The organism is Pectobacterium sp. CHL-2024, from assembly GCF_044751765.1.
GTDB classification, from domain to species: Bacteria; Pseudomonadota; Gammaproteobacteria; order Enterobacterales; family Enterobacteriaceae; genus Pectobacterium; species Pectobacterium brasiliense.
The window spans coordinates 334,287-348,009 of record NZ_JBIXKO010000001.1; the positions used below are offsets into that span (position 1 = coordinate 334,287).

The 13,723-nt window shown below is 57.6% G+C and carries 9 protein-coding genes; 8 read left to right on the forward strand and 1 reads right to left on the reverse strand.

Features of this window, described 5'->3' with window-relative positions:
* The first annotated feature begins 90 nt into the window (after positions 1-90).
* Positions 91-1,851: a type III effector HrpK domain-containing protein gene (locus tag ACIPUG_RS01415; protein ID WP_400337012.1), complete on the forward strand. Its 1,761-nt coding sequence runs from the start codon at positions 91-93 to the stop codon at positions 1,849-1,851.
* Between the two features lie 46 nt (positions 1,852-1,897).
* Here the strand turns inward: ACIPUG_RS01415 and ACIPUG_RS01420 are convergent, their stop codons facing one another.
* The gene (locus ACIPUG_RS01420; protein WP_010285665.1) at positions 1,898-2,074 is read right to left on the reverse strand and encodes a hypothetical protein; all 177 of its coding nucleotides are present in this window, start codon (positions 2,072-2,074) and stop codon (positions 1,898-1,900) included.
* Between the two features lie 145 nt (positions 2,075-2,219).
* Here ACIPUG_RS01420 and ACIPUG_RS01425 point away from each other — a divergent pair, with 145 nt between their 5' ends.
* The 7 genes from ACIPUG_RS01425 to urtC all read left to right on the forward strand — a co-directional run bounded on the left by ACIPUG_RS01425 (position 2,220) and on the right by urtC (position 13,690).
* On the forward strand, positions 2,220-3,227 hold the full coding sequence (locus ACIPUG_RS01425) for a Gfo/Idh/MocA family protein (protein ID WP_400337014.1): 1,008 nt from the start codon (positions 2,220-2,222) through the stop codon (positions 3,225-3,227).
* Positions 3,228-3,408: 181 nt separating this feature from the next.
* Positions 3,409-5,211: an allophanate hydrolase gene (atzF, locus tag ACIPUG_RS01430; protein ID WP_400337016.1), complete on the forward strand. Its 1,803-nt coding sequence runs from the start codon at positions 3,409-3,411 to the stop codon at positions 5,209-5,211.
* Complete coding sequence (gene uca / locus ACIPUG_RS01435; protein WP_400337018.1) at positions 5,204-8,818, forward strand: urea carboxylase; 3,615 nt, start codon at positions 5,204-5,206, stop codon at positions 8,816-8,818. The genes atzF and uca overlap by 8 nt, the downstream gene beginning before the upstream one ends.
* Before the next feature lie 72 nt (positions 8,819-8,890).
* Complete coding sequence (locus tag ACIPUG_RS01440; RefSeq protein WP_119871315.1) at positions 8,891-9,679, forward strand: GntR family transcriptional regulator; 789 nt, start codon at positions 8,891-8,893, stop codon at positions 9,677-9,679.
* A complete protein-coding gene (gene urtA / locus ACIPUG_RS01445) occupies positions 9,676-10,944 on the forward strand; it encodes an urea ABC transporter substrate-binding protein (RefSeq protein WP_039286352.1) in 1,269 nt (422 codons plus the stop codon). Before ACIPUG_RS01440 ends, urtA begins: the two co-directional genes overlap by 4 nt.
* A 56-nt stretch (positions 10,945-11,000) precedes the next feature.
* Positions 11,001-12,590 carry an urea ABC transporter permease subunit UrtB gene (gene urtB / locus ACIPUG_RS01450; protein WP_400337020.1) on the forward strand — a complete coding sequence of 530 codons (1,590 nt, stop codon included), beginning with the start codon at positions 11,001-11,003 and terminating at the stop codon, positions 12,588-12,590.
* A gap of 23 nt (positions 12,591-12,613) precedes the next feature.
* A complete protein-coding gene (gene urtC / locus ACIPUG_RS01455) occupies positions 12,614-13,690 on the forward strand; it encodes an urea ABC transporter permease subunit UrtC (RefSeq protein ID WP_205561025.1) in 1,077 nt (358 codons plus the stop codon).
* Positions 13,691-13,723 lie beyond the last annotated feature (33 nt).

Here is a 13,723-nt window from a genome sequence, read left to right on the forward strand (position 1 = left end):
CTGCGATCGGCACGTTTGCAGGCCTTTCTGTGTTTGCATGATGCGGGAGATCCGTTTGTTAATCCTGACGACAGCAGAATGGGGACGTGAATGATCAATCGTATTGAGGGTGGAAGCCGTTGGGAAAGTGCCGCGCCTTTGCCTGCGCAACATAATACAGAGGCTAGCAGTCTGGGTGGACAGCAGGCAGCATCGCCAGCTATGCGGTCGGGTTCACGTTCAATCGATTTTGGCGACGCGTCGCCGAACATACCGCGGGTTCCCTCTGATTTGAGAACGATGGCACCCACGCGCGCGCTGCCAACCATGCAGATTGCAGACAGTTCGCTGATTGCGGAGCCGAAACCGATCGTCGATCTTCAGGCGATAGATAGCTCGGAATACAGTAACGCGAAGGCATTGGAAAAGTGGTCGGCGCTTCTGAGCGATCTGCCAGAAAATGAACGCGAGAAGGCGGCAAAGGCGCTGAATCGCCCGTTGGCGGCGGCGAAAATGCTACAGGATGGCGGGACGAACGCGGAAAAAGCGCTTGTCTATCTGCGCGAAAATCCTGCGATCTATACGGCAATGGATACGGCAAAAGATGGCGGCAGGGCCGACGGACATATCTCGAATCGCGATACCAAATCCTTTATTAAAAATATGGAGCGGCGCGCCAACGATGCCAGCCACGCCGTGAAGGACTATAGGGAGAAAAATCCGGCAGCCGATGCACAGTCGCTGCGGTTAGTGCAATCATCCGCGCTGTTGCTGGCTAACGAGCCGCTGCTGAATGCCGCCGATGCCAAAAAATCCTATACGCATTCTCCGCCGCAAAAGAACGATCGCACCAGCACCCTGGCCGATCTAAACGCGATCGTCACCGATAACCCGACGCTAGCGCCCCAGCTAAAAGCGGCTGCGAGGATCTGGTCGCATCCTGGATTATTTGGGATTCTGGAACATGCGGATGTCAAAGGGGAGAAGCTGGCACGAGTCCCGCATGATGGCAAACTGATGATGAAAGATATGAAAAGTTGGATTCGCGAGCAGGCACCGGCGAACAGCCAGGACGCGGCGGATACGCTACATAACGCGGCGTCATTGGGGCTGGCGGCAAAAACCGATATCAGCAAGCTGAATGACGCGGTTTTTACTCAACCGCAGCAGTACAGCGGGGCGCAAAAATCGGCGGCGCTGGTCAAACTGCAACAGACGTTGGAGCAGGTGGTCGCGGGGCGTGAGTATCGGAATACCGAAGAAACGGAAAAGGTGCTGAATCAACGTATTGAAACGCTACAGAAAGACGGAGATGTGATTCAGCATTTTGAGCAGGCGGTACCGCGCGAGATCAACACCATTTTGCTGTCCGATCCGTCGCTGGCGCAGGCTGCGATGAGCCAACGTTTCTCTACGGCGTCACCGGCCACACCGCGGTCTGTTGGGCTGGATGCCTCGCCCTCGGCTGCAACACCTTCGGGAGTCGGAGCAAAAAGCGATGCACAAGCGGTGAAAGAGGCCGGACGCAGCGTAATGAATTTTGCTAAATCGTCGCTACACGCAGAGGATTTAACCAAGGCGGCGGGGAGCAAAACGGCCATTGGGCTGGCTGGCAAAGCGGGCGCAGCGATTGCCGGAAAGGTGGTGGGTGCCATTGCGGGTGAAGCCGCCGGTGCGGCTGCTGCCTCTGCCGTTGGTGCGGCCGCAGGTCCGGTGGGTTGGGCGGTCAGTGGGGCGCTCAGCATAGGTATGGGGATTGCGGAGCTGGTGAATTTCTTCAATGCCAAAAGCAAGCTCCAGAACCGACGGGAAGATTTTGCCAAAACGGTGAATCCCGCGCTGGAACAGTTCAACATTCCCAAGCCGCGCTAATACGCCTGCTTAAATTTTAAATCTCGAAGACTTAAATTTCGAAAGCTTAAATTTCAAAACCCGGGGCGACTTCTTTCACTGGTTTTTTACACTCTTCGGGCTTGGGTTGATTCGCCGGGAGGTTTTTACAGTCAGGTGCAAAAGGATTCAGCGCATCGCGATTTAGATAGAGTACAAACAGGATCAGAATGATGAGAGGGATCAGAATACGTTTTCTTTTCATGATTATCTTTAGTTGCGTTGCGGAAAATGTGGATATGTTAAAAAAACAGGAAAAATTCTAACGCGTTGCGCGGCTTTTGTCTTTAGCCCGCTCGGTTTCCGCCTTATTGTAGTGGCTCGGCATGACGATATCGGCAGAGGTGGAGATGAAAAAGATTCGATTTGCGGCGATTGGGTTAGCGCACAACCACATTTATGACATGTGTCGGCAACTGGTTGCTGCGGGCGCGGAACTGGTCGGCGTGTTCGAGTCCGATCTAAATAATCGGGAAAAATTCATCTCACTGTTCCCCGCCGTTCCTTTTGCTGATTCTGCGGAACAGCTGATTGCCGACGTATCTATCGATCTTATTGCCTGTGCGGTGGTTCCCTGTGACCGAGCCGAACTGGCGCTGCGCACGCTGGATGCCGGTAAAGATTTCTTCACCGCCAAACCGCCGCTGACCACGCTGGAGCAGTTGGATGCCGTCCAGCGTCGGGTGGCCGAAACCGGCCGCAAGTTTGCCGTGTACTTTAATGAGCGAATCAATGTGGATAGCGCACTGTTTGCCGGTGAACTTGTGCAACGGGGTGAGATCGGCCGAGTGATTCAGACGATCGGCGTTGGTCCCCATCGTGAACGCGGCGCGCGGCCCGACTGGTTTTATCAAAAGCGTCAGTACGGCGGGATCCTCTGCGATATCGGCATCCACCAGATCGAACAGTTTCTCTATTTTACCGGCAATACCAACGCGCGAGTGGTGACCAGCCAGACGGCGAATTATCACCACCCGCACCAGCCAGAGTTTGAGGATTTTGGCGATGCCATGCTGCTGGGCGACAATGGGGCAACCGGCTATTTCCGCTGTGACTGGTTTACGCCGGATGGGCTGAGCGTTTGGGGCGATGGTCGCCTGACGATACTGGGAACGGAAGGCTATATCGAAATCAGGAAATATGTCGATCTGACGCGCGGCGAAAGCAACGTTGTTTATCTGGTGAATGGCGAGGGCGAACAGCGCTTTACTCCCGCAGGCAGCGTCGAACGCATCTTTTTCCCGGATTTCCTTCGTGACTGTCGTGAACGCACCGAAAGCGCGATGTCGCAAGCGCATATCTTCAAAGCGACGGAATTGTCGATTCTGGTGCAGCAGGCTGCGAAGAAGATCGTTTAAGCGAACGCTTTCCCTGCGCATTAACCACAGCAACCGTGCTCCGCGATGGCGCACGGTTGTTCCTTTTTTGTGCATGGAAATTGATCGCCCCAATCTAATTTCATAAAAATCAATAGGGTAAAAGCTGGCATGGTTTTCGCTTTAGTGAATTCAATCTTGTATACCAGATGGGATTCACATCATGCCAAGAATGACAGGGCTCACGCTTCAGGAATGGAAACAGCATTATCAACAGCAGGCCGATCGCGTTGCTGAAACGCTAGGCGCGCTGCTCGCCAGCTTGTCGCCGGACGATCCGGCGTGGATCGCGTTAGCGACACCTGAACTGCTTCAGGCTCAGATTGCGGCGCTATTGCCTCGGTACCGTGACAATCCAGACGCACTGCCGCTGTTCGGCATTCCTTTTGCCGTAAAAGATAATATTGATGTTGCGGGCTTTCCAACAAGTGCGGCTTGTCCGGCATTTACCTATCTGGCTGATAAGGACGCGACTGCCGTTGCCAAACTGAAAGCGGCGGGGGCAATTGCCATTGGCAAAACCAACCTCGATCAGTTTGCGACCGGTCTGGTCGGCACGCGCTCACCGTTCGGTACGGTGCCAAACACCTTTAATGCGGAATACATCAGCGGCGGTTCCAGTTCAGGTTCGGCTTCGGTACTGGCGCGCGGGCTGGTTGCTTTCGCACTGGGAACCGATACCGCCGGGTCGGGGCGCGTTCCTGCCGGGTTTAACAATATTGTCGGCCTGAAGCCGACGAAAGGGTGGCTATCGGCAAGCGGTGTCGTACCGGCCTGTCGCCTGAATGATACGATTTCCGTGTTTGCGCTGACCGTCGACGATGCATTTACCGTTGCTGAACTAGCTGGCGGGTACGATGCAACGGATGCCTATTCGCGTAACCATCCCGCCAGTACACCTGCGGCGCTGCCAGCGAATCCGCGCTTTGCTATTCCCAGCGATCCCACTTTCTTTTCTGATGCTGTCGCGCAGGCGGCATGGCAGCACGCGCTGGTGGAATTGGAAGCAGCGGGCGCGACGCTGCACCCGATCGATTTCAGTATCTTCACGCAGCTAGCCGATCAACTTTATCAGGGCCCCTGGGTGGCGGAACGCACGGTCGCGGTGGGTGACATGCTGCAACAGCCAGAAAATATGGATCCGGTGGTTCACGGTATTGTGGCGAACGGTGAGCGCTTCAGCGCGGTAGAGGCCTTTAAAGCTGAGTACCTGCGTGCCGAACTGGCGCGTCAGATTCAGCAGACGCTGGCGTCGTTCGATGCATTAGTCGTACCGACCTCACCGACGATCCACACGCGTGAGGCGATGAAGCAAGAGCCGGTGCGCTACAACTCTCAGTTGGGCACTTACACCAACTTTACCAATCTGGCCGATCTCTCGGCGCTGGCGCTACCGGCACCTTTCCGCACCGATGGTTTACCGGCGGGTATCACGCTGATTGCGCCCGCCTGGCACGACCGTGCATTGGCGAGCTTCGGCCTGCGCTGGCAGGCACAGCTGGCGCTCACGCTGGGAGCAACAGGAAAAACGCTGCCTGTGGGACCGGCCACCTTGCCGCCTTCGGCATTGCACGTTCGCCTCGCCGTTGTTGGCGCACACCTGACGGGTATGCCGCTCAATCACCAACTGACCAGCCGCGATGCCGTGCGGGTAGAAGAGACGCGCACAGCGGAGAACTATCGCCTTTATGCGCTGGCGAACACGCAACCGGCCAAGCCCGGTTTAGCGAAAAGCACCGACGGCGCGGCGATTATCGTCGAGCTGTGGGACATCCCGCTGGCACGCTTTGGTGAGTTTGTCGCAGAAATTCCCGCGCCGTTAGGCATTGGTACGCTGACGTTAATCGACGGGCGACAGGTTAAAGGCTTTATCTGCGAACCGGCTGCGCTGAGCGATGCCGTGGATATCACCGAATTTGGCGGCTGGCGTCACTGGCTTGCCCGTCAGGAGGCGTCCCATGTTTAAGACGGTATTGATCGCTAACCGCGGTGAAATTGCCTGTCGCGCCATACGCACGCTGAAACGTCTGGGAATAACCAGCGTGGCGGTTTATTCCGATGCGGATAAAAACGCGCAGCATGTGAAAGACGCAGATATTGCCGTACCGATTGGCGGCGAGAAGGCCAGCGACAGCTATCTGTGTATCGATAAGGTACTGGCTGCCGCACAGCAGACAGGGGCCGAGGCTGTCTGGCCGGGCTACGGTTTTCTGTCAGAGAGCCTGCCGTTTGCCGCTGCGTGTGAAAAGGCCGGCATCGCGTTTGTCGGGCCAACCGCGCAGCAAATTGGCGAGTTTGGCCTGAAACACCGCGCCCGTGAATTGGCCGCTGCCGCTGGTGTGCCGATGACGCCGGGGACGCCGCTGCTGGCCTCGCTGGAGGACGCGCTGGTCGCCGCCGAAGACATCGGCTATCCGGTGATGCTGAAAAGTACCGCGGGGGGCGGCGGTATTGGCCTGACGCGCTGCGCGGATGCAGAAGCGCTACAGGCTGCGTGGGAAAGCGTGCGCCGGTTGGGCGAACAGTTCTTTAGCGATGCAGGCGTTTTTCTCGAACGCTGCATCGATCGGGCGCGTCACGTCGAAGTACAGATTTTTGGCGATGGCAAAGGCCGCGTAGTCGCGCTGGGCGAACGCGATTGTTCACTGCAACGCCGTAACCAGAAAGTCGTGGAAGAAACCCCAGCACCGCATTTGCCGGATGCCACGCGCGCGGCGCTGCTAGCCTCAGCGGTGAAACTGGGCGAGTTGGTTAACTACCGCAGTGCGGGAACGGTGGAGTTTATCTACGACGCCGAGCGCGATGCGTTTTTTTTCCTCGAAGTGAATACCCGTTTGCAGGTTGAACATCCGGTGACGGAGTGCGTCACCGGGCTGGATTTGGTCGAATGCATGCTGCACGTCGCGGCGGATGAACCATTGGACTGGGCGCAACTGATGCAGGCTCCGCGTGGCGCCGCGATTGAGGTGCGTATTTATGCGGAAGATCCGCTGAAAAACTTCCAGCCTAGCCCCGGCGTGCTGACCGAAGTAGCTTTTCCCGATGACGTGCGGGTTGACGGCTGGGTGAGCACTGGCACCGAGGTATCGGCGTATTACGATCCGATGATCGCCAAGCTGATCGTTCACGCGGAAACCCGTGAACTGGCGCTGGAGAAGATGCAACAGGCGCTGAATGCCACGCGTTTGCACGGTATTGCCACTAACCTCGATTACCTGCGTCAGATTGTCGCTACCGACGCATTCCGTAATGGAACCGTGTGGACGCGGATGCTCGACAGCTTTACACCATCTGCCTCGGTGATTGAAGTGATTCAACCCGGTACCTGGAGCAGCGTGCAGGACTATCCCGGACGCCTTGGCTATTGGGATATCGGCGTGCCGCCGTCTGGCCCGATGGACGACTTCGCGTTCCGGCTGGCGAACCGTATTGTCGGTAACGATGAAGCCGCGGCAGGGCTGGAGTTTACGCTGCAAGGCCCGACGCTGCGTTTTCACCGCGAGGCGGTGATTGCGCTGACGGGAGCAGACTGTCCGGCGACGCTGGATGGCGAAACGGTGCCGTATTGGCAACCGGTGACGGTAACGGCCGGGAAAACGCTGACGCTGGGGCGCGCGCAGTCCGGCTGTCGCACCTATCTGGCGGTACGCAACGGCATCGATGTGCCGCAATATCTCGGCAGCCGCTCGACGTTCGCGCTGGGGGAGTTTGGTGGTCACGCCGGAAGAACGCTGCGCGTGGCGGATATGCTGGCGATTTCTCAACCCGACTTGCCCGCCTGCACCACGCCCGCGCCGGTGAGCGCCCCGCAGGCTGTAGATGCTGCACTGATTCCGCAGTACGGCGATGAGTGGCGCATTGGCGTGCTCTATGGTCCGCACGGCGCACCGGATTTCTTTACCCACGCGGCGATTGATGAATTCTTCGCAGCGGAATGGCAGGTGCACTACAACTCGAACCGGCTGGGCGTGCGTCTGGTCGGGCCGAAACCCACCTGGACACGGGCTAACGGTGGCGAGGCTGGTCTGCATCCTTCCAACGTTCACGACTGTGAATACGCCATTGGCGCCGTAAATTTTACCGGCGATTTCCCGGTGATCCTCACGCGGGACGGGCCGAGTCTGGGCGGATTTGTCTGTCCGGTCACCATCGCCAAAGCGGAACTGTGGAAAGTCGGTCAGGTTAAGCCGGGCGACCGTATCCGTTTCCATCCCATTAGCGCGGACGAAGCGCTGGCGCTGGAACAGGCGCAGTCTACCTGCGTGTCCACGCTGGGTACGGCGCATTCGCCCACGTTCGATGTGCCTTCGTTGGCGACAACGGAATACGGCTCCGCCACGGTGCTGGCTGCGGTATCCGCTACGGCGACGACACCCGCTGCCGTGTATCGTCAGGCGGGGGATAACTACGTTCTGATCGAATACGGCGAGAACGTGCTCGATCTGGCACTGCGGCTGCGCGTTCACCTGCTAATGGTAGCGATCCGTGCCTCAGAAACGGCGGGGATCGAAGAACTGTCGCCCGGCGTGCGGTCGCTACAGGTGCGCTACGACAGCCGAATTATCCGTCAGCGTGCGCTGCTGGACGTGTTACTGCATCTGGAAAGTCAGCTTGGCGACGTGAGCCAGATGACAGTGCCGTCACGTATTGTCTATTTGCCGATGGCGTTTGAAGACAGCGCTACGCTCGGCGCGGTGGAACGCTACCGTGAAACCGTACGCGCCAGCGCACCCTGGCTGCCGAATAACGTCGATTTCATTCAGCGCATTAACGGCTTGCCGAGCCGTGATGATGTGCGCGACATCATTTTCGATGCCAGCTACCTGATTCTGGGGCTGGGTGACGTTTATCTCGGTGCCCCCTGTGCGGTGCCGGTCGATCCGCGCCACCGTTTGCTGAGTTCCAAATACAATCCGGCGCGTACTTTCACCGCCGAAGGCACCGTCGGTATCGGCGGGATGTACATGTGCATCTATGGCATGGATTCGCCGGGTGGCTATCAACTGGTGGGGCGCACGCTGCCTATCTGGAACAAATTCCTCAAAAACGATCAATTCATTGCGGGTGAACCGTGGCTGCTGCGTTTCTTCGATCAGGTGCGGTTTTATCCGGTCAGCGAAGCCGAACTCACGGCGCTGCGTGATGACTTCCGCGAAGGACGCGCGGCGATCCGCATCGAAGAAACCCAATTTGATTTTGCTGAACACTCGCGCTTCCTGACGACGCAGGCCGACGATATTGCCGCGTTCCGCCAGCGTCAGGCCACGGCGTTTGAAACGGAAGTGGCGCTGTGGCAGCAGGAGGATGACAGCACGCCGCAGGACGTGGTTTCGGCCGCTCCCGTGGAGAACGACGAGAGCGCGTTTCAGGTCAGCGCGGATATGAACGGCAACATCTGGAAAGTGTTGGTGAACGTGGGGGATGTCATCGAAGCCGGACAGCCGCTGATTATCGTCGAAGCGATGAAGATGGAGCTGACGATTAGCGCGCCGCAGTCTGGTCGGGTGAAACGCATTGGTTGCCAGCCGGGACGACCAGTCAGCCCCGGTGATGCCTTGCTGTGGCTGGAGTAAGAACCGATTGAAACGAAAGTGAAAGCCTGAATAAACGGACCAACGGTAATAAACGGCGAGGCGGAGAACACGATGCGAGCAGGCACACAAAAGAGCAGTAAAGATCGCCCGGAAGCGCTGGCGGAGCGGGTCTATCAAACGCTGAAAAACGACATTTTCGACTTTCGTCTGATGCCGGGTGACCGCTTTAGTGAAAATGAAATTGCCGAGCGGATGTCGGTCAGCCGCACGCCGGTGCGTCAGGCGCTGTTCTGGCTGGAGCGGGAAGGCTATGTCGAAGTCTATTTCCGCAGCGGCTGGCAGGTTCGCCCGTTTGATTTCGAATATTTCGAAGAACTGTATGACTTCCGCATTGTGCTGGAGCGCGAAGCCATTCGGCGGCTGTGCGGGATGCCGCCGGGGCGCTGCACCGAGCTATTGGCGGACCTGAAACGCTTCTGGATTGAGGATCCGCGTCTGGACGACGGCAAGATCGTCTCCCGCTACGACGAGGGGTTTCACCGTGGGCTGGTGACAGCGGCGGGCAACAGCGAAATGGCGCGGGTTCACGGCGAACTGACGGAGAAAATCCGCATTATTCGCCGTCTCGATTTCACCCGCGAGGATCGTATCGACGCGACCTATAAAGAACATGCCCGCATTCTGCTGGCGATATTGCAACAGCACACCGAGGAGGCGCAGCGCATTCTGACCGACCACATCGCCGTCAGTAAGGCCGAAGTCAGGAAGATCACCTTACACATGTTACAGCAGGCGCGGCCTCAATCTGTTTCAGCGCAATCCGTATCAACGGAAGTGGTTCCACCTGACGCCTCACACGATTCCATTCTCACTCAACACGACTTAAGGGCTAATAAATGAAAAGACGTTCATTGCTAAAAGTTTTTGCGCTTTCTGCGACAGTGGTTGGTATGGGGTTGACCTGGAGCGTGCAGGCGGCGGACACCATCAAGGTCGGCATTATGCATTCGCTGTCCGGCACGATGGCGATTTCGGAAACGCCGCTGAAGGATGTGGCGCTGATGACCATTGATGAAATCAACGCCAAAGGCGGCGTGTTGGGTAAAAAACTGGAGCCGGTGGTGGTCGATCCGGCGTCAAACTGGCCGCTGTTTGCTGAAAAAGCGCGTCAACTGCTGACGCAGGACAAAGCGGCGGTGGTGTTCGGCTGCTGGACATCGGTGTCGCGCAAGTCGGTCCTGCCGGTGTTTGAGGAACTGAACGGGCTGCTGTTCTACCCGGTACAGTATGAAGGCGAAGAGATGTCGCCGAACGTGTTCTACACCGGCGCGGCACCGAATCAACAGGCTATCCCAGCGGTGGAATACCTGATGAGTGAAGACGGCGGGGCGGCGAAGCGTTTCTTCCTGTTGGGTACGGACTATGTGTATCCGCGTACCACCAACAAGATCCTGCGTGCGTTCCTGCATTCCAAAGGCGTGCAGGATAAAGATATTGAGGAAGTGTATACGCCGTTTGGCCACAGCGATTATCAGACCATCGTTTCCAACATCAAGAAGTTCTCGACGGGCGGTAAGACCGCAGTGGTTTCCACCATCAACGGTGATTCCAACGTGCCGTTCTATAAAGAGCTGGCGAATCAGGGCATCAAAGCCACCGATGTGCCGGTTGTCGCGTTCTCTGTCGGTGAAGAAGAACTACGCGGGATCGACACCAAACCGCTGGTCGGCCACTTAGCCGCGTGGAACTACTTTGAGTCGGTCGATAACCCAACCAATGCTGACTTCGTGGAAGCCTATAAAGCCTATGCCAAAGCGAAAAACCTGCCGAACGCGGGCACGGTGGTGACTAACGATCCGATGGAAGCCACGTACGTCGGCATTCATATGTGGGCGCAGGCGGTAGAGAAAGCGGGTACTACGGACGTAGATAAAGTCCGTGCCGCGATGGCCGGACAGACCTTTGCTGCACCGGATGGTTTTACGCTGACGATGGACAAGACCAACCACCATCTGCACAAGCCGGTGATGATTGGTGAGATTGAGGAAAACGGTCAGTTCAACGTGGTCTGGCAAACCGATCAGCCGGTCCGTGCCCAGCCGTGGAGCCCGTACATCGCCGGCAATGATAAGAAACCCGATCATCCAATCAAAGCCGCACAGTAAGTATCGGTCCTATACGCCCCGTCCAGTATGTCGGACGGGGATATTCCCTCTCTTATATGGCGGACATTGCGATGATGAGTCATCGATTATCTACGTTTGTGCTGTCGCTGTGTCTGATGTTTCCCCTGTTCGCGCAGGCCGGACCTGCGGCCGATTTCGCCGCCGCCAGCCGCACGCAGCAGGCCGAACTGTTGCAACAATGGGCCGCTGCGCCGGAACCTGCACGCTTGCCGTTGTTACAGGCGTTGCGCGACGAGTCGGTCGTGCTTGATCGGAACCAGCAACCGTTTATGGACGTGCAGGGCACGTTAACCCCGCTGGAAGGGAGCGCGGAACCAGTGGGCGCGACCAAAAAATTGTTTATGAATAACCGCCTGCGCGGGCTGGTTGCTACCGCGCTGGCTTCGCATCAACTCGTCAGCGATGATGCCGCAACGCGCCTGAATGCCGTACGACAGCTACAGAGCGACAGCAGTGCGGAACAACTGCCGCTGTTGGTACAACGTCTTGGGGTAGAAAAAGATGCGCAGGTACATGACGCGCTGAATACCGCTATTGCGACTCGGCAATTAAGCGATCCCAATCCGTTGGTACGCCTTGAGGCGGTCAAACGCTTAGGGCAGACCGGCGACCCGCAGATGCAGGCGCGCTTACAGCCGTTGACGCAGGTGCAGAACGAGCCGGATACCGGCGTGCGGGCGGCGGCGCAGGAGAGTCTGGATCAGATTAAGCAAAGTTTGATCGTGGGCGATCTGCTGGGGCAGGCGTTTACCGGGCTATCGCTCGGCTCTATCCTGCTGCTGGCGGCGCTGGGACTGGCGATCACATACGGGCTACTGGGCGTTATCAACATGGCGCACGGCGAAATGCTGATGCTGGGCGCGTACGCGACCTGGCTGGTGCAGTCGCTGTGTCAGCAGTTTGCGCCGAGCTGGCTGGCGTATTACCCGCTGCTGGCGCTGCCTGTTGCCTTCTTTATCACCGCTGGCGTCGGTATGGTTCTGGAGCGTACGGTGATTCGTCATCTTTATGGTCGACCGCTGGAAACGCTGCTGGCGACCTGGGGGATTAGCCTAATGCTGATCCAACTGGTGCGGATGCTGTTTGGCACGCAAAATCTGGAAGTCGCGAATCCCGCGTGGCTGTCTGGCGGGCTGCGCCTGCTGCCGAATCTGGTGCTGCCGTATAACCGCATCGCGGTGATCTTGTTTGTCCTCGGCGTGCTGTTGCTTACCTGGCTATTACTCAATAAAACACGGCTCGGCATGAATGTGCGGGCGGTGACGCAAAACCGGGCGATGGCGGACTGCTGCGGCGTGCCGACCGGGCGTGTCGATATGCTGGCTTTTGGTCTCGGCTCGGGCATCGCAGGTCTTGGCGGTGTGGCGTTGTCGCAATTGGGCAACGTCGGGCCGGAATTGGGACAAGGTTACATCATCGATTCCTTCCTCGTCGTCGTGCTGGGCGGCGTTGGGCAACTGGCGGGGACGGTGGTCGCCGCCTTTAGCCTCGGCATTCTCAACAAAGTGCTCGAACCGCAGATTGGTGCCGTGCTGGGAAAAATCGTCATTCTGATATTGATCGTGCTGTTTATTCAGAAACGGCCACAGGGGCTGTTTGCATTCAAAGGACGGGTGATTGACTGATGACGCAACCTATTACGCAATCTATTAAACAGCCCATGACAATAACCCTGACGCAGCGCGCGCCGCGGCTCATGCTTGGGCTTGGTTCGATCGCTTTCCTGGCTTTGCTGGTCCTGCCGTTTCTCGCGCTATTGCCAGCAGAGAATCCGCTAGCGATCTCGACCTATACGCTGACGCTGATCGGCAAAATTCTGTGCTATGCGATTGTCGCCGTCGCGCTGGATCTGGTGTGGGGCTACGCCGGTCTGCTGTCGCTCGGTCACGGCCTGTTTTTCGCGTTGGGTGGCTACGCGATGGGCATGTACCTGATGCGGCAGGCGGCGGGTGAAGGAATGCCTGCGTTTATGTCATTTCTGTCGTGGACGGAACTACCGTGGTTCTGGGCCGGAACCCAGCATTTCGTCTGGGCGCTGTGCCTGATTGTGCTGGTGCCGGGCATACTGGCGTTTGTGTTCGGCTGGTTTGCGTTCCGCTCCAAAATCAAAGGCGTGTATTTCTCAATCATGACGCAGGCGCTGACCTACGCTGGCATGCTGCTGTTCTTCCGTAACGAAACCGGCTTTGGCGGTAATAACGGATTTACCGGTTTTACGACGCTGCTCGGTTTCCCCATTACGGCCACCGGCACGCGCATTGGGCTGTTTGTCGCTACCGTGCTGCTGTTGATTGCCAGCCTGCTGGTGGGATTTGCGCTGGCGCGCAGTAAATTTGGCCGCGTACTCACGGCGGTGCGTGATGCGGAAAATCGTCTGATGTTCTGCGGCTACGATCCGAAAGGCTTCAAGTTGTTTGTCTGGACACTTTCCGCCGTGCTGTGTGGGCTGGCGGGCGCACTCTATGTGCCGCAGGTCGGCATTATCAATCCTGGTGAAATGTCGCCGACCAACTCCATCGAAGCCGCCATTTGGGTGGCGCTGGGTGGGCGCGGCACGCTGATTGGGCCGCTGCTCGGCGCGGGCATCGTCAACGGGGCGAAAAGCTGGTTTACCGTCGCCTTTCCCGAATACTGGCTGTTCTTTTTGGGGCTGATGTTTATTCTCGTCACGCTGTTTTTGCCACGCGGCGTGATTGGATTGCTGACGAGGAAGAAACATGACTGAGTCTTTATCTGTGCCATCGGTTCCAGCACAAGC

Coding starts and splice junctions, on each gene's coding strand:
- ACIPUG_RS01415 (WP_400337012.1), top strand. CDS start 91: ATGATCAATCGTATTGAGGGTGGAAGCCGTTGGGAAAGTGCCGCGCCT.
- ACIPUG_RS01420 (WP_010285665.1), bottom strand. CDS start 2,074: ATGAAAAGAAAACGTATTCTGATCCCTCTCATCATTCTGATCCTGTTT.
- ACIPUG_RS01425 (WP_400337014.1), top strand. CDS start 2,220: ATGAAAAAGATTCGATTTGCGGCGATTGGGTTAGCGCACAACCACATT.
- atzF (WP_400337016.1), top strand. CDS start 3,409: ATGCCAAGAATGACAGGGCTCACGCTTCAGGAATGGAAACAGCATTAT.
- uca (WP_400337018.1), top strand. CDS start 5,204: ATGTTTAAGACGGTATTGATCGCTAACCGCGGTGAAATTGCCTGTCGC.
- ACIPUG_RS01440 (WP_119871315.1), top strand. CDS start 8,891: ATGCGAGCAGGCACACAAAAGAGCAGTAAAGATCGCCCGGAAGCGCTG.
- urtA (WP_039286352.1), top strand. CDS start 9,676: ATGAAAAGACGTTCATTGCTAAAAGTTTTTGCGCTTTCTGCGACAGTG.
- urtB (WP_400337020.1), top strand. CDS start 11,001: ATGGCGGACATTGCGATGATGAGTCATCGATTATCTACGTTTGTGCTG.